This is a genomic window from Marinicauda pacifica, from assembly GCF_004793635.1.
In the GTDB taxonomy this organism is placed as follows: Bacteria; Pseudomonadota; Alphaproteobacteria; order Caulobacterales; family Maricaulaceae; genus Marinicauda; species Marinicauda pacifica.
On the sequence record NZ_SRXV01000003.1, the window covers coordinates 78,962 to 93,488 of the forward strand.

14 protein-coding genes and 1 other RNA gene are annotated in these 14,527 nt (G+C 65.0%); 7 read left to right on the top strand and 8 right to left on the bottom strand.

Annotated features, from left to right (window positions below; all coding sequences use genetic code 11):
• Positions 1 to 26 precede the first annotated feature (26 nt).
• From E5162_RS10395 to glmM, 3 genes are read left to right on the top strand one after another with little or no spacing between them, the layout of a single operon-like run.
• Positions 27 to 1,436: an exopolysaccharide biosynthesis polyprenyl glycosylphosphotransferase gene (locus tag E5162_RS10395; RefSeq protein ID WP_135945200.1), complete on the top strand. Its 1,410-nt coding sequence runs from the start codon at positions 27 to 29 to the stop codon at positions 1,434 to 1,436.
• Between the two features lie 41 nt (positions 1,437 to 1,477).
• A complete protein-coding gene (gene fsa / locus E5162_RS10400; protein ID WP_135945201.1) occupies positions 1,478 to 2,134 on the top strand; it encodes a fructose-6-phosphate aldolase in 657 nt (218 codons plus the stop codon).
• A 39-nt stretch (positions 2,135 to 2,173) separates the two neighbouring features.
• Positions 2,174 to 3,514 (top strand): phosphoglucosamine mutase, encoded by a 1,341-nt coding sequence (glmM, locus tag E5162_RS10405; protein WP_135945202.1) that lies wholly within the window; start codon positions 2,174 to 2,176, stop codon positions 3,512 to 3,514.
• Positions 3,515 to 3,536: 22 nt separating this feature from the next.
• On the opposite strand, the gene serA is transcribed toward glmM, so the two are convergent.
• Together serA and E5162_RS10415 are read right to left on the bottom strand one after the other, a co-directional pair.
• Positions 3,537 to 4,772 carry a phosphoglycerate dehydrogenase gene (gene serA, locus E5162_RS10410; protein WP_135945203.1) on the bottom strand — a complete coding sequence of 412 codons (1,236 nt, stop codon included), beginning with the start codon at positions 4,770 to 4,772 and terminating at the stop codon, positions 3,537 to 3,539.
• A gap of 89 nt (positions 4,773 to 4,861) precedes the next feature.
• Positions 4,862 to 7,126 carry a S8 family peptidase gene (locus E5162_RS10415; RefSeq protein WP_174235005.1) on the bottom strand — a complete coding sequence of 755 codons (2,265 nt, stop codon included), beginning with the start codon at positions 7,124 to 7,126 and terminating at the stop codon, positions 4,862 to 4,864.
• A gap of 181 nt (positions 7,127 to 7,307) precedes the next feature.
• Between E5162_RS10415 and E5162_RS10420 the strand changes: the two genes are divergently transcribed.
• Positions 7,308 to 8,270 (top strand): NAD-dependent epimerase/dehydratase family protein, encoded by a 963-nt coding sequence (locus E5162_RS10420; RefSeq protein ID WP_135945205.1) that lies wholly within the window; start codon positions 7,308 to 7,310, stop codon positions 8,268 to 8,270.
• Between the two features lie 3 nt (positions 8,271 to 8,273).
• Here the strand turns inward: E5162_RS10420 and E5162_RS10425 are convergent, their stop codons facing one another.
• From E5162_RS10425 to E5162_RS10450, 6 genes are all read right to left on the bottom strand, one after another.
• The gene (locus E5162_RS10425) at positions 8,274 to 9,095 is read right to left on the bottom strand and encodes a TIGR00282 family metallophosphoesterase (protein WP_135945206.1); all 822 of its coding nucleotides are present in this window, start codon (positions 9,093 to 9,095) and stop codon (positions 8,274 to 8,276) included.
• 32 nt (positions 9,096 to 9,127) lie between these two features.
• Positions 9,128 to 9,898, bottom strand: a complete 771-nt coding sequence (locus E5162_RS10430) for a ferredoxin--NADP reductase (protein WP_206751099.1) — start codon at positions 9,896 to 9,898, stop codon at positions 9,128 to 9,130.
• A gap of 109 nt (positions 9,899 to 10,007) precedes the next feature.
• Positions 10,008 to 10,583, bottom strand: coding sequence for a 5-formyltetrahydrofolate cyclo-ligase (locus E5162_RS10435; protein ID WP_135945208.1), 576 nt, complete (start codon positions 10,581 to 10,583; stop codon positions 10,008 to 10,010).
• A 29-nt stretch (positions 10,584 to 10,612) separates the two neighbouring features.
• Positions 10,613 to 10,772, bottom strand: a non-coding RNA gene (gene ssrS, locus E5162_RS10440) — 6S RNA.
• Positions 10,773 to 10,806: 34 nt separating this feature from the next.
• The gene (locus tag E5162_RS10445; RefSeq protein WP_135945209.1) at positions 10,807 to 11,166 is read right to left on the bottom strand and encodes a cell division protein ZapA; all 360 of its coding nucleotides are present in this window, start codon (positions 11,164 to 11,166) and stop codon (positions 10,807 to 10,809) included.
• Positions 11,167 to 11,478 (bottom strand): DUF4164 family protein, encoded by a 312-nt coding sequence (locus E5162_RS10450; RefSeq protein ID WP_135945210.1) that lies wholly within the window; start codon positions 11,476 to 11,478, stop codon positions 11,167 to 11,169. It lies immediately after the preceding gene.
• 225 nt (positions 11,479 to 11,703) lie between these two features.
• Between E5162_RS10450 and E5162_RS10455 the strand changes: the two genes are divergently transcribed.
• The 3 genes from E5162_RS10455 to cysQ are packed head-to-tail and all read left to right on the top strand — an operon-like array spanning position 11,704 to position 14,504.
• On the top strand, positions 11,704 to 12,891 hold the full coding sequence (locus E5162_RS10455) for an NAD-dependent epimerase/dehydratase family protein (RefSeq protein WP_135945211.1): 1,188 nt from the start codon (positions 11,704 to 11,706) through the stop codon (positions 12,889 to 12,891).
• Between the two features lie 35 nt (positions 12,892 to 12,926).
• Positions 12,927 to 13,670 (top strand): phosphoadenylyl-sulfate reductase, encoded by a 744-nt coding sequence (locus E5162_RS10460; RefSeq protein ID WP_135945212.1) that lies wholly within the window; start codon positions 12,927 to 12,929, stop codon positions 13,668 to 13,670.
• A 24-nt stretch (positions 13,671 to 13,694) separates the two neighbouring features.
• On the top strand, positions 13,695 to 14,504 hold the full coding sequence (gene cysQ / locus E5162_RS10465; RefSeq protein ID WP_135945213.1) for a 3'(2'),5'-bisphosphate nucleotidase CysQ: 810 nt from the start codon (positions 13,695 to 13,697) through the stop codon (positions 14,502 to 14,504).
• The last annotated feature ends 23 nt before the right edge of the window (positions 14,505 to 14,527 follow it).

A 14,527-nucleotide genomic window follows, 5' to 3' on the forward strand; every position in this document is an offset into this window, starting at 1 on the left:
GCCGGAGACCGGAAGGACGCCATTTCGTGACCCATTTCGATGCAGCTCTGGCCTACGATTCCCTGAACAAGACCCGCTCGGCGGGCTCCAACGTGCTGCGTGTCTTCATTCTGGCCGATCTGCTGGCGTTCGGCGCCGCAGGCCTCATCTCGATGGCCCTGCTCGACTATGCGCAACACGGTGCGCCCGTGTCGGTCCACGCCGGCATCAGCGCGGGCCTGTGCCTCGCGGTCATGATCTGGTTCCGCTCCAAGGGCCATTACCGCGCCCGTCACGCGCTCGCCAACATGGTGCGCCCAGTCCTGATGGCTTGCGGTCTGGCTTTTCTCGCCGCCTCGACCCTGCAGGTCTCGTTCGAGGAAACCCGCCTGACAAGTGCAACCGCCGGCTTCTGGGCGAGCGTGCCGGTGCTGATCCTCGCGATGCGCTGGACCGCACGTGCCCTCCTGCTGGCCGCGGGACGGTGGCAGGAGCCGGTGACCCTTCTGACCTCCGCGGCGATCGCCTCCGATCGCGCGCGGCTGATCGAGCACAATACCAACCACGGCCTGACCGTGACGCGCACGCTGGACCTCGCCGGATTCGAGGGCCTGGACGACCGTACCCTGAGCGCGCGGCTGTCGCGCTTGACCGACCGCACCCTGTTCCTGGCGCCGGACGAACGGAGCCAACCGGTCGCCAACCGGATCGTGGCCCGGCTGAGCGCCGCGGGCGCCGCCTATTTCTACCAGCCGGCCATCGGGCCGGCACCGACGCAGAATGTCGACATCATCGACTATCCGCCGACCGAAGGCTTTGTCTTCCAGATCAGCGACAGCCTGAACCGTCCGCTGGCGCGCGCGGCCAAGCGCGTCCTTGAAACCCTGGCAGCAGGGGCCGGCCTGATCGTGCTCTCCCCGCTGCTCGTCCTGATCGCCGTCCTGGTACGCCGCGATGGCGGACCGGCGCTGTATTCGCAGCCGCGCGTCGGGCGGGACGGGAAGATCTTCCAGTGCCTCAAATTCCGCTCGATGGCGGTCGACGCCGACCGCCGCCTCGGCGAGATCCTCAGCGCCGACCCAGTGGCGGCCTGCGAGTGGAACACCTATCAGAAACTCACCCGCGACCCGCGCATCACGCCGGTCGGCCGGGTTCTGCGCAAGATCAGCGCCGACGAGCTGCCCCAGCTGATCAATGTGGTTCGCGGCGAGATGAGCCTGGTCGGTCCGCGCCCGATGACGATCGACCAGCAGGCCGCCTACGGCGCGTCGCTGGAAAGCTATGTGCGTGTCCGGCCCGGCCTGACCGGCATGTGGCAGGTCAACGGGCGCAACGCCACGAGCTTCACCGAACGCGCGCGGCTGGACGACTGGTATGCGCGAAACTGGTCGCTGTGGCGCGACATCGTCATTCTGGTGAGAACTGTCAGGGAAGTCCTGTTCCCAAACGGGCAATAGGCGCTAGGCTGCACCCAGCTTGATTTGAGGACGCGAACCCGATGCAGATTTTCCTCGATACCGCCGACACCGACGAAATCCGCCAGCGCATGCAGGCCGGCCTGGTGGACGGCGTGACCACCAACCCGTCGCTGATTGCAAAATCGGGAGCCAACATCCTCGAGCGGATCGAGGCGATCTGCGCGGTCGTGGACGGGCCGGTTTCGGCCGAGGTCGTCGCGACCGATCTGGACGGGATGCTGAAAGAAGGCCGCCGTCTGCGCGAGATCGCGGGCAATGTGGTGGTGAAGCTGCCTCTGACCCAGGCCGGGCTCGCATGCTGCGCACGCTTTGCCGAAGAGGACATCCCTACCAATGTCACGCTGTGCTTCTCGCTGAACCAGGCGCTGATGGCGGCCAAGGCGAACGCGACCTTCATCTCGCCCTTCGTGGGCCGGGTCGAGGATGCGGGCGGTGACGGGATCGAGCTGCTTCACAAGATCCGAGCGGTGTACGATGCATTCGGCTACGAGACGCAGATTCTGGCCGCTTCGCTGCGCTCGACGGCCCATGTCGAGGCCGCGGCGCTGGCCGGCTGCGATGCGGCCACGTTGCCGCCGAAGATTTTCGACCAGCTGGCCAGCCATCCCCAGACCGATAGCGGGCTGGAGACATTCCTGTCCGACTGGAAAGCCTCGGGCGGCGCGTCTTTCGTCTAAGGCTTCGCAGCCGGACTGTCCCCTATTTCGAGACCCCTCATGAACAAACGATATTTCGGCACGGACGGCGTACGCGGGACGACGAACCAGTTTCCCATCACCGCGGAGACCGCCCTTCGTCTCGGCATGGCCGCGGCGCGCCATTTCCGACGCGAGGAGGGCCGGCGCCACTCCGTCGTGATCGGCAAGGATACCCGTCTGTCCGGCTATATGATCGAGAGCGCCCTGGTCGCCGGTTTCACCAGTGCGGGGATGGACGTGTTCCAGTTCGGTCCGCTGCCGACGCCGGGTGTCGCGACACTCACCCGGTCGCTGCGCGCGGACATGGGCGTCATGATCACGGCCTCCCACAACCCCTACGAGGACAATGGCATCAAGCTGTTCGGGCCGGACGGGTTCAAGCTGTCAGACGAGGCCGAGCTGGAAATCGAGTCCTTCATGGACGGCGACATGTCGGAAGGCCTGGCTGCGCCGGCCGATCTTGGCCGCGCCCAGCGCGTGGACGACTGCCAGGCGCGCTACACCGAGATCGTCAAGGCGACCTTCCCGCGCCAGATGCGTCTGTCCGGGCTCCGCATCGTGGTCGATAGCGCCAACGGTGCGGCCTACAAGGTCGCGCCGAACGTGCTGTGGGAGCTCGGCGCGGACCTGATTCCGATCAACAGCGAACCGAATGGCTTCAACATCAACGAGGATTGCGGGGCCGTATCCCCCAGCGGACTGGCCGAGAATGTCCTGCGATACCGCGCCGACATCGGCATCGCGCTCGACGGCGACGCGGACCGGCTGATCATTTGCGACGAGACCGGACATGTCATCGACGGCGACCAGCTGATCGCGCTTCTGGCGCGCGAATGGAAACGCGCCGGGCTGCTGGCGACCGACTCTGTCGTGACCACGCAGATGTCCAATCTGGGCCTCGAGCAGTTTCTCGAAACCGAAGGCCTGACGCTGGACCGGACGCAGGTGGGCGACCGTTACGTGGTCGAGCGCATGCGCGAGAGCGGCGCCAATCTGGGCGGCGAGCAGTCCGGGCACATCGTGCTGAGCGATTATGCGACCACCGGCGACGGGCTGATCGCGGCGCTTCAGGTGCTTTCGCTCCTGGTCCAGTCAGACAAGCCGGCCAGCCAGCTCCTGCGCGTGTTCAAACCCGCGCCGCAGCTGCTGAAGAATGTCCGCTACGAACCCGGTACCGCGCCGATGGAACGCGACAGCGTCAAGTCGGCCATCGAAGCAGCCGAGGCCAAGCTGGGTGAAAAAGGGCGCATCCTGGTCCGCAAATCGGGCACCGAGCCACTGGTACGCGTCATGGCCGAGGGCGACCGCAAGCTGATCACCGAGGCCGTCGACGCCATCGTCAACGCGCTTAAGGCCTGACTGCCGCTCAGAGCAGAGGCGGTTACACTTCCGCCTGACCCACGATCAGCCGCGCCCAGATCGTGCCCTCGAGGCTCTCGACCTGCTTCAGGAAGTCGGTCGGCAGATCACCTTCCAGATCGGCGATGGCGTAGCCCAGCTCACCCTCTGTCTGGAGAAACTGTGCGGCGACGTTCGCACCGGCTTTTTCGGCGACATCGTTGAGCCGGCGCAGGAAGCCCGGCACGTTCTGGTGCGGCACGAGCAGGCGCGAACGGCCCTGGCGCACGGGGCCCGGCTCGATCTGCGGAAAGTTGACCGAGTGCAGGGTGGCGCCCTCGAACAGGAATTTAGCAAGCTTCAGCCCGGTGTCCTGACCGATGGCTGCCTGGGCTTCCAGCGTCGAGCCGCCGATATGGGGCGTCAAAATCACGTTGGACGCGGTCTGCAGCGGGCTTTCAAACGCCTCGTCCTTGCTCTTGGGCTCCACCGGGAACACGTCGACGGCGGCGCCCGCGATATGGCCGTCGCGCAGGGCTTCGCTGAGGGCCTCCACGTCGACCAGATCGCCGCGCGCCTGATTGATCAGGAAGCTGCCCGGCTTCATCGCCCGGATGCGGTCGCGGGTCATCATGTTCTTGGTACGCGGCGTGGACGGCACGTGCAGCGTGACCACGTCGCATTCGCCCAGCAGCGCCTCAAGGCTCTCGACCGGACGGGCATTGCCGTGGGCGAGCTTGGGCTCGACGTCGTAATAGTAGACGTGCATGCCGAGGGCTGAGGCGATCACGGAAAGCTGGGCACCGATATTGCCGTAGCCGACAATCCCGAGCTTCTTCTTGCGCACTTCATGCGCGCCCTCGGCGGTTTTCAGCCAGCCCCCGTCGCGAATCGCGAACATCTTTTCCGGGATGCGGCGCATCAACATGATGACGCTGGCCATCGTCAGCTCGGCCACCGACCTTGTATTGGCGAAGGGGGCGTTGAACACCGGAATCGCCCGGCGCGAAGTCGCTTCCAGGTCGACCTGGTTGGTGCCGATGCAGAAGCACCCGATGGCCTTGAGGTCCGTGGCCGCATTCAGGAGCGCCTGATCGATCTGGGTTCGCGAGCGAATCCCCAGCACATCGAATCCGCCCACAGCCTTGAGAAGCGCCTCCCGGTCAGGAGACCCGGTGACGCGTTCGATCGAGACCGGGCCCTGGGACTTCAGGGCCGGATCGGCGTCCTCATGGACATTTTCTACAAGCAGGGCATTAAAATTCGGCGTCGAGGACATGTCGCGCTCCCAAAGACGTGCTGCACGCGCGAACAGCTTCCTGATCGCACGTCAGAAAGCAAGCCTTGCTCTGCCGACGCGGCCCCGCGCTACCAGCGCGTCCTGACTCCGAGCCAGACTGCGGCCGCGTCTTCGGCCGAAGCGACATGGCCGGGATCACGGGTGAACCGGGCGGCCATGCTGACATTGCTGTGCACATTCAGGGGCAGGTGGTAGGCGGCTTCAAGCGACACCTCGCGGCCCGAGGGCGAGAGCGAAGCCTCGCGCAGGGCGTAAAGGGTACGGTTCTCGGCATCGACAGCGACCGGCACGCGAGCGCGAATCGTCCCCTCCTCTACGCGTAGCGGCTGGGACAGGGTCAGGCCGAACTGACCTGCGCCGACCGGGCGGTCGAGTCCCACCGTCCAGGCACTGGCCGATACCGCCTCGCCAGCGGAGATGAAGCCGGGCATGGAAAACTCGCTCTCCACTTGCTCGAAACGCGCTGCGCCGCGCCAGCCAAGACCGAGCGGGCCGGACCACAAGGCGGCATTGAACGTGCTTTCCGCCTCATCGCGGCGGCCGAAGCGCGCGAGAACCGCGCCCCCGAGCGCACGTCCCTCTTCCTGGCCGGCTCCGGTTTCAAACCCGAAGGCCTGCCCCATTACATTCACGCTGACGGCGGCAGCAGAGAAGCGGGAGCCCTCACCGCCCGCAGAGCGCAAGGACAGGGAGAAGGGTTCAAGGTCGTATTCCATTGCCATCCAGCCTCGTTGCGAGGAGAGCTGGGCTACGCCACCGGCAAAACTCGCTTGAGACAGGATAGAGCCGCCTGCCCCCTCAAGCGGGCCAGGCGTGGAAAAGCCCCGTCCCGCGCGGCCGGTCAAACGGCCTTGCGTGAAGGCGAACGCGACATCTGTCTCTCCGCGGTAGAGTTCGTCCGGCAGGTTGGACAGGGCTTGCATGCGGTCCTGCGCCTGACGCAGCGTCACGGACGCCGGCCCCGCCCGGCTCGCCGAGATATGGGTCAGCCCGGCCTGCGCCGCCGCCTCGAAGCGGTCGGTCTCAGCGGACGCCGATGGCGTCACGGGAGCGGCCGGGTCAAACCGGAAAGCGCGATCGTATCCGTCTCGCAGAATGGACTGGTCGAACAGTCCGGAGGCCCAGACCCAGTCGCCGGCCGCGCCGGAGGGCTCGGCAAGAATCTGGCCCAGGCTGACGGGTTGAGCGCCCTGGAGCTGGGCGGTGGCGGTGCCCACAGGGGAGAAAGCTGCCTCAAGGTCGATGAGACCCATCCCGTAGATTGAATCGGGTCCGGGTGCCCCCAGATCGAGCGCTGTTTCGAAGAGAATGTCGAGCGCGGCGTCCCCGGCGAGATTCGGGAAGGCTTCAAGCAGCAGCGCCAGCGCTCCGGAAACGTGAGGGGAGGCAAACGAAGTGCCGGAAAAGAGGAAATAGTCATCGGTCTCGCTCGGCGCCGCAATGCGTTCGCCAGGGGCTACCAGAAAGGCGGTCTCCACGCCTCGGGCCCGATAGGAAAAGTCGGAAATCACATTGGACCCGTCGACCGACCCCACGGCTACGGCGAATCCGTTCGCCCCCGGATCCCCTGCGAAATTCGCGGGAAAACCGGGCGAGGCGCTGGGTTCCGTTTCATCATCGCCCTGGTTGCCCGAAGACACGACGAGGAGCACGCCCGCCGAGGTCGCCCGGCGCATAGCCGCAAAGGTCCGCGTAACCTCGTCGCTCAGGGCGGCATTGCGTCCCAGCGACAGGTTGATGATTCGTGCACCATTGGCCACGGCATGGTCGATCGCATTGGCGACCGCGCGGTCGCCGAAGAGGCAGCCATCGTCGCTGGAGCAGGAATCGACCTCGTCGGCCCGCAGCGCCATGATCGTGGCGTTGTAGGCCACGCCGTGCATCACAGCGCCGTCCCGGGCCGCGGCGATGACGCCGGCGACGGCCGTTCCGTGACCGTCCGTGTCGTCCGCGCTTCGTGTCGCGACGACATCGGTGCTGGTTGCCGCGATGCGGCCGGCAAACTCGGGATCGTCAAGGTCGATGCCGGTATCGACGACCGCCACGGTGATCCCCTGACCGGTTGCACCGAAGCTGTAGGCCGATGAGGCATTGATCTGGGCCAGGCCCGATTGCTGCAGATATTCCGCCGTTTCAAAGCTGCTCGGGGGCGGACCCGGCGGAGGTGGGGGTGGTGGCGGCGGAGGAGGAGGCGGCGCAGGCGCCGGAGCGGGAGGCGTATAGAGCGGACCTTCGGACGGTCCCCCACCGCCGCCCCCAGCACATCCTGCCGCCATGAGAGCAGCGCTGGTGAAAACCGTCAGGAAGAGGGCGTTGCGCAGCCGGCTCATCATGTATCTCCGTTCCGATCGAGACCCCATTTAACCGCCCTACGGCTTAACCTAAGATTACGGCATATGTCGGATTCCAAGTGTGTCCGCCAAAGCGGCCGGAGCGCGAGCCAGCGGGCCGCGTTGACAGGGCGGGGAAGCCTCCTAGGATGCCGCGTCTCGCTCGGGGAGAGACCCAAAGGACATGACGATTCTGGTGACCGGGGCGGCCGGTTTCATTGGCTTTCACGCGTCAAGACGCCTGCTCGCGCGCGGAGAACGCGTGATCGGGGTCGACTGCCTGACAGACTATTACGATGTCCGGCTGAAGCAGGCACGCCTGGCTGAGTTGTCGGCCTTCAAGGACTTTAGCTTCCACACGCTCGACATCGCGGACGCCGATGCCCTGCGCGCGCTGACCGTGAAGGAAGCACCGAACCGGATCCTGCATCTCGCCGCACAGGCCGGGGTAAGGTATTCATTGACCGCGCCGTTTGCCTATAGCCGGAGCAACCTGTCCGGACACCTGTCGGTTCTGGAAGCGGCGCGCGCGCTGGGCGACCGGCTCGATCACCTGGTTTATGCGTCCTCAAGCTCGGTCTATGGCGAGCGCGGAGGCCGGTTCAGCGAAGACGATCCCCTTGGCGATCCCGTCTCGCTCTATGCCGCCACCAAGCGCGCCGACGAGCTGATGAGCGCCACCTATGCCCATCTTTACGGCCTGCCGCAGACGGGGCTGCGATTCTTCACCGTCTATGGCCCGTTCGGACGGCCGGACATGGCGTACTGGAGCTTTTCGGAGGCAATGCTGACGGGCGGGACGATCCGGCTGTTCAACGGGGGGCATAACCAACGCGATTTCACCTTCGTCGGAGACGTGGTTCCGCTGGTGTGCCGCATCCTCGACGACACGCCCCCGCCGCGTAACGCGCTGTACAATATCGGCGGGAGCCACCCGGTCTCCACGCTGGATCTCGTGGCAGCCCTCGAACAGGCGTTCGGCATCAAGGCCGAGACCGAGGCCGTGCCTGCCCAGCCCGGCGATGTCAGCTTCACCTGCGCCGACACGTCGAAACTGGTGCGCGATTACGGCGAAGCGCCTCAGACCGAGCTCGCCGAGGGGATCGCCGAATTTGCTCCCTGGTTCCGCGCTTACCGCGAGCGCTAGCGCTCAGCTCACCGATGGCTCGTGGCCTGCCAGCACGCCGCCAATGCGGATCGGCTCGATCCGGCGGGCTAGTCCGGTGCTGTCATCGGTTTCCAGAAACGTGCCACAGGCCGTCGCCGGACCGCTGGCTGCCGAAAACCGGCTGGAGCGCATGTGCGTCACAAAGCGGCTGACCGGCTCTTCCTTGTCCATCCCGATAACGGAATCATAGTCGCCGCACATGCCGGCATCGGTCTGATATCCGGTCCCGCCGGGAAGGATGCGCGCGTCTGCCGTAGGAATATGCGTGTGTGTCCCCACGACCAGGCTGGCCCGTCCGTCGCAATAGACCCCGAGCGCACTTTTTTCACTGGTCGCTTCGCCGTGCGCGTCCACCACGATCGCGTCCGCGACAGCGCCGAGAGGGGCGGAATCGAGTTCCTCGCTGACCCGGCGGAACGGATCGTCGAGCGACTCCATGAAGAGGCGCAACAGCACGTTCATCACCAGAACACGCCGTCCGTCGGGAAGGTCGTAGAGCCCCGATCCGCGTCCCGGAGCGGTCCCTTCGGGATAGTTGCACGGACGCAGGATACGCGAATCGCGCTCGACCAGGCCGAGCGCCTCGCTCTGGTCGAAGGAGTGGTTGCCCAGGGTGAGGACGTCGGCGCCGGCATCGAACAGCTCCTCGGCCGTCTTGGCGGTAATGCCGAAGCCCCCGGCGGCATTCTCTGCGTTGACGATCACGAAATCGAGCGAGAGGCGCTTGCGCAGCCCGGCGAGCTCATCGGCCAGCACCGTGCGACCGGCCTTGCCGACGACGTCTCCAAAGAATGCGATGCGCATGGATAGGCTTTCTGTGTTGCGAACCGCAGGACCTAGCCCACGAAAGACTTCTCGACAACAAACTCGCCCGGTCGCGCGTTCGACCCTTCGCTCAGACCGGCCCCTTCCACGCGGGTACGGCAACTGGCGATCATCTCGATCGAGCCGCAAATCATCACACGGTCCTCGGCGGGATCGAAGGGCGGGCACCCAATATCCGAGAATAGTGTCCCGTCGTCGATCAGGCGTGTGATACGCCCCTGACGCTCGAACGTCTCGCGCGTGCAGCTGGGATAGTAGATCAGGCGTCCGGCCGCTGCTTCGCCGACGAGCGGATCGTTGCGAACCCGCTCGATCAGCTCGCGGCTATACTCAAGCTCGGCGACCTCACGGGTGGTGTGCGTCAGCACCACGGTCTCGAATTTCTCGTAGGTTTCAGGATCGCGCACGATGCTGGCAAACGGCGCCACGCCGGTGCCGGTGGACAACAGGTAGAGCCGGCGCCCCGGCATCAGCGCATCGAGGACCAGCGTGCCGACGGACTTGGTCGCGAGCAGGATTTCATCGCCCGGCTGAATTTCCTGAAGTCGCGAGGTCAGCGGACCGTCGGGCACCTTGATGGAGAAGAATTCCAGTTCCTCGTCCCAGGACGGGCTGGCGATGGAGTAGGCGCGCAGGAGCGGTTTGCCGTCCACTTCAAGGCCGAGCATGACAAACTCGCCGGACCGGAAGCGGAAGCTCGCCGGACGCGTAATGCGAAACGCGAACAGGCGGTCTGTGTAATGCTTGACCGACAACACGGTCTGATGGGTCACGGCGGCCATGGGGCGAAACATCCTTGCACGGCGACAGGCTTGGAAAAGCGCCTTCTAGGCCGCCCGCGAGGCGATTCCAATGCGGCGATATGATGCTGCTTGCTGTGGCAAACCCTGCCTAGATCGCGCCGCGATAGGCGCGCTCCTCAGTCACGATCCAGTCCAGGGCCACGTCGTGACGATCGACCGGCACCGTCTTCACGCGCTGGGCCTCATAGGCGAGTCCGATCACCGTCACCGGATGGTGGCGGCGCAGGGCCTCGATCGTGCGATCGTAGAACCCGGCACCGTAGCCGATGCGCCGGCCTGCCTCATCAAATGCGAGAAGCGGGGCGAGGATGAGAAGCGGACGGCACTCCGGACTCTGGCCCGACGGTTCTTCGACGTTGAAGGTGCCGCGCACCAAAAGATCGCCCGGCTCGTAAGCGCGAAATACCAACGGGGTATCCGGCGCGACGACGCAAGGCAGACAGAGCCGCGCCTGCTCGCAGAAGAAGGTTTCCATCAGCGGGGTGGGATCGATTTCATCGCGGATGGGGCGATAGCCGCCCACGACCGTTCCGACCGAAGGCCATGCGCTGTCAGGAAAATGGGAGGCGAGGCGCCGGCCGGCATTGGGATCGGCCTGCCAGGCCGCCTTGCGCGCAGCCGTCGCGGTTTTTCGAACCCGAGCCTTGCGCCAGCGGTTCAGCATGGCGTGGGCCGTACAGTCAGAAACAGGGTGGCGGAACCGATTGCGCCGTCAGCATCTGAACATCCCCGATGACCTGGATTACCAGGTGGGCGCCGTGTGCCCGAGGCCACGGCCAAGGGCAGGGACAGCTCCCTATCAGAAACGTAAGGTCTCCGGGATGAGAATGCTCGACGCACGCTCCAGTGTCCGCCATCACTGAAGATGGGCCCGGCGCACATCTTTCTCAAGCCTCTTCGCCAGATGCACTCAGCGCCTCCAGCTGCTCGGCCGCCGCATTGAAAAGCTCGGCTGCCTGGGCACGATCGTTGCGCCGGCGCGCCTCGGCCTGGGAGGTGCGGCCTTTAGCCTCCATCAGCTCATCTTCGAGCTCCGCGACCCGGCCCTGCGCTTCACGCCATTCGTCGGACACGATGAGCGAGGCCATCAGAAGGAGGCGCAACTCGCCGATTTGACCCACCTTCTCCGCCAGGTCGCGCACATGGGAATCCAGATGGGAGGCAAGCTCGCGCAGATAGGCCTGCTGGCCCTCCTCGCAGCCAATGGTGAAGGCGCGTCCGTTCAGCGAGATCGTGACCTTGGACACCTACGCGCTCTCCTCATCCTGGCCGAGCGTGCGGCGCAGCTCCTCGATTGCCTCGTCCAGAGACCGGGATGCGTCCTCGGCAGCCTCGCCGAGCGCACTCTCGCGAGCGCGCGCGGCATCGAGTTGCTCGGCAAGGCGGGCGCGGTCCTCGTCGCTGTCGCGGGAGGCATTGGCCTCGCCCTCGGCAATCTCGGCGCGGCTCTGCAGCGCCTTGATCCGCGCCTGCACGCCATCTATGGCGCGCTGCAGGCGTTCGCGGCCAGCCTCGAAGGCATCCTCAGGCGATGTTTGAGACGCGTCAGTGTCGTTCATGGCTCTAAAATCAGGCTTTAGCGCGATAAGTTCAAGCACTGTATCGCCCTGCACTCAGGTCGGCGAGCAGAAGACAACCAGGAGTCGAACACGGCAGTTCCGGCGCGCGCGCGTGCGCATGAGGGCGCGCAGACACGGCCCGAGACGCTTGCATATACGCATCCGTCCTGTCAGAACCCGCTGAATATCCAAACATGACAGCCCCCGACACGGCGGAGTTATCTCATGAAAGTACTCGTTCTTGGTGGTGACGGTTTTTGCGGCTGGCCTTCGGCGCTGCATCTGTCTGCGCGTGGTCACGACGTGGTCATTGTCGACAATCTATCCCGCCGCAAGATCGATGTTGAACTCGAGGTGGAGAGCCTCACCCCGATTCAGCCGATGCACAAGCGTCTGGCCGCCTGGAAAGAGGTGTCGGACAAGGACATCGCCTTCGTCGACCTCAATGTGGGCAAGGACTATCAGGAACTGGTCGACCTGATCGCTGCGGAAAAGCCGGACGCCATCGTCCATTTCGCCGAGCAGCGCGCGGCGCCCTATTCGATGAAGTCGGCCCGCCACAAGCGCTACACGGTGGACAACAACCTGAACGCGACCAATGACGTGCTGGCCGCGATTGTCGATTCGGGGCTGGATATTCACCTGGTCCATCTGGGCACGATGGGAGTCTACGGATACGGCACTGCGGGAATGAAGATTCCCGAAGGCTATCTGAAGGTGAAGGTCGAAACATCGGAAGGCCTGAAGGATCAGGAAATCCTCTATCCGGCCAATCCCGGCTCGATCTATCACATGACGAAGACGCAGGATCAGCTCTTCTTCTATTTCTACAACAAGAACGACAAGGTGAAGATCACCGATCTGCACCAGGGGATCGTCTGGGGCACGCAGACCGAAGAAACCCGCAAGGACGAGCGCCTTATCAATCGCTTCGATTATGACGGCGATTACGGCACCGTTTTGAATCGCTTCCTGATGCAGGCCGCGGTCGAGCACCCGCTGACCGTCCACGGCACGGGCGGTCAGACCCGCGCCTTTATCCACATCCAGGACACGGTTCGCTGCATCCAGCTGGCAGTCGAGAACCCGCCCCAGACCGGTGAGAAGGTTCGCATCATGAACCAGATGACCGAGACCCACCGCGTGCGCGACCTGGCCAAGATGATCGCCGACCTAACGAAGGCGGAAGTCGCCTTCCTGCCAAATCCGCGCAACGAGGCCGACGAGAACGAGCTCCATGTGGAGAACGATACCTTCCTGTCGATGGGCCTGAAGCCGATCACGCTGGAAGCCGGCCTGATGGAAGAAGTCACCGAGATTGCACGCAAATACGCCGATCGCTGCGACCGTTCCAAAGTCCCGTCGGTGTCCTACTGGAACAAGACGCGCGCCGAAGCCCAGACCGCAAGCTAGAGACCGGCCGGGACGCGCGCCGGCGAAAGGCGGACATGGCCTCGCTGAAATCGGAATATCGCCTCGCACTCGAGGCCGGCGCCCAGGCCCTTGAGGCCGCCCTGTCCGGCCTGGATGCCCAGGGCGCCCTCAAGCGTTGCCTCGCCGAGATCTTCAAGGGCGAAAGCTGCGTCGTCTCCTCCTTCGGGACGGAATCGGCCGTTATCCTTCACATGGCCGCGCAGATCGCCCCGGATACGCCGGTCCTCTTCGTGGATACCGGACAGCTGTTCGACGAGACGCTGGCCTATCGCGACAGCCTGGCCGAGCGGTTCGGCCTCACGAATGTGCGCTCCCTGACGCCCAGCCCCCACGACATCGCGGCCGACGATCCTGACGGGACGCTTCACAAGACCAATCCGGACCTGTGCTGTCACGTGCGCAAGACATTGCCGCTGATACGCGCGCTGCAGCCCTACAAGGTCTGGGTGTCCGGCCGAAAGCGCTATCATGGCGGCGAGCGCGCCGATATTCCGCGTGTCGAGATCCAGGACGGCAAGTTGAAACTCAACCCGCTCTACGACTGGGACGCGGAGGCGTTGCGTGCCTATTCGCGCGAGCACGACCTGCCGCAGCATCCGCTCCTGAAACAGAAATATCTGTCGGTGGGCTGTGTGCCCTGCACCTCTCCGGTCGCCCCGGACGACGATCCACGGGCCGGGCGCTGGGCGGGGCAGGACAAGACCGAGTGCGGTATCCATATCGGCGCCGACGGCACGATCACGCGCACGACCGGCTAGACCTCACGACATCTGGAGATGCCCATGCCCCGCGAGGCCGACGAACTCGCCGCTCTCTTCGGCGATATCTGCGCTCAGGCCAGCGTGCCGGTGATGGAGGTTTACGCCACCGATTTCACACCGGAACAGAAGGCCGACCGGTCGCCGGTGACTGCGGCCGACAAGCGCGCCGAGATGCTGATCCTCGACCGGCTTTCGCATGACCTTCCCGATATTCCGGTCATCGCGGAGGAGAGCTATGCCGCCGGGGTGCGCCCGGACATAGACGGCGATTTCCTTCTGGTCGATCCGGTCGACGGGACCAAGGAATTCATCAACAAGAATGGCGAGTTCACGATCAATATCGCTCTGATCTCGCGCCGCCGCCCCGTGGCCGGCTGTGTCTACGCGCCCGCGATGAAGCGCATCTATATCGGCGGCACACGCGCCTGGGCCGGGCCCCTGTCGCCCGGCGAGACATTCGATGCCGCAGCGCTGGAGCCGGTCACCACCCGGCCGGTCCCGTCAGGCGGTCTCACTGCCGTGATGAGCCGCTCCCATGCGGACCAGCAGACGCAAGACTTTGCCGACCGCCACGGCGTCACACAAAAGGTCAGCGCCGGCTCCTCGCTCAAATTCTGCCTGATCGCAGAAGGACGCGCCGACCTCTATCCGCGCTTCGGCCCGACCTGCGAGTGGGACACCGGAGCCGGACATGGCGTGCTGAATGCCGCCGGCGGTTGCGTCAGCGCGCCGGACGGGTCCGAATTCCTCTACGCCAAATCCGAGCAGAACTATCTGAACGGAGCTTTCGTGGCATGGGCCACGCCCGAGCCCGGAAAACCGCAGGGCTAGCGTATCAGCGGCAAGCGCGGCTG

Bases quoted from the DNA above. Each gene is read 5' to 3' on its own strand.
- E5162_RS10435 (WP_135945208.1), bottom strand. From the start codon at position 10,583: ATGCTGAACCGCTGGCGCAAGGCTCGGGTTCGAAAAACCGCGACGGCT.
- glmM (WP_135945202.1), top strand. From the start codon at position 2,174: ATGAACAAACGATATTTCGGCACGGACGGCGTACGCGGGACGACGAAC.
- serA (WP_135945203.1), bottom strand. From the start codon at position 4,772: ATGTCCTCGACGCCGAATTTTAATGCCCTGCTTGTAGAAAATGTCCAT.
- E5162_RS10420 (WP_135945205.1), top strand. From the start codon at position 7,308: ATGACGATTCTGGTGACCGGGGCGGCCGGTTTCATTGGCTTTCACGCG.
- E5162_RS10425 (WP_135945206.1), bottom strand. From the start codon at position 9,095: ATGCGCATCGCATTCTTTGGAGACGTCGTCGGCAAGGCCGGTCGCACG.
- cysQ (WP_135945213.1), top strand. From the start codon at position 13,695: ATGCCCCGCGAGGCCGACGAACTCGCCGCTCTCTTCGGCGATATCTGC.
- E5162_RS10450 (WP_135945210.1), bottom strand. From the start codon at position 11,478: ATGAACGACACTGACGCGTCTCAAACATCGCCTGAGGATGCCTTCGAG.
- E5162_RS10460 (WP_135945212.1), top strand. From the start codon at position 12,927: ATGGCCTCGCTGAAATCGGAATATCGCCTCGCACTCGAGGCCGGCGCC.
- E5162_RS10415 (WP_174235005.1), bottom strand. From the start codon at position 7,126: ATGATGAGCCGGCTGCGCAACGCCCTCTTCCTGACGGTTTTCACCAGC.
- fsa (WP_135945201.1), top strand. From the start codon at position 1,478: ATGCAGATTTTCCTCGATACCGCCGACACCGACGAAATCCGCCAGCGC.
- E5162_RS10455 (WP_135945211.1), top strand. From the start codon at position 11,704: ATGAAAGTACTCGTTCTTGGTGGTGACGGTTTTTGCGGCTGGCCTTCG.
- E5162_RS10430 (WP_206751099.1), bottom strand. From the start codon at position 9,898: ATGGCCGCCGTGACCCATCAGACCGTGTTGTCGGTCAAGCATTACACA.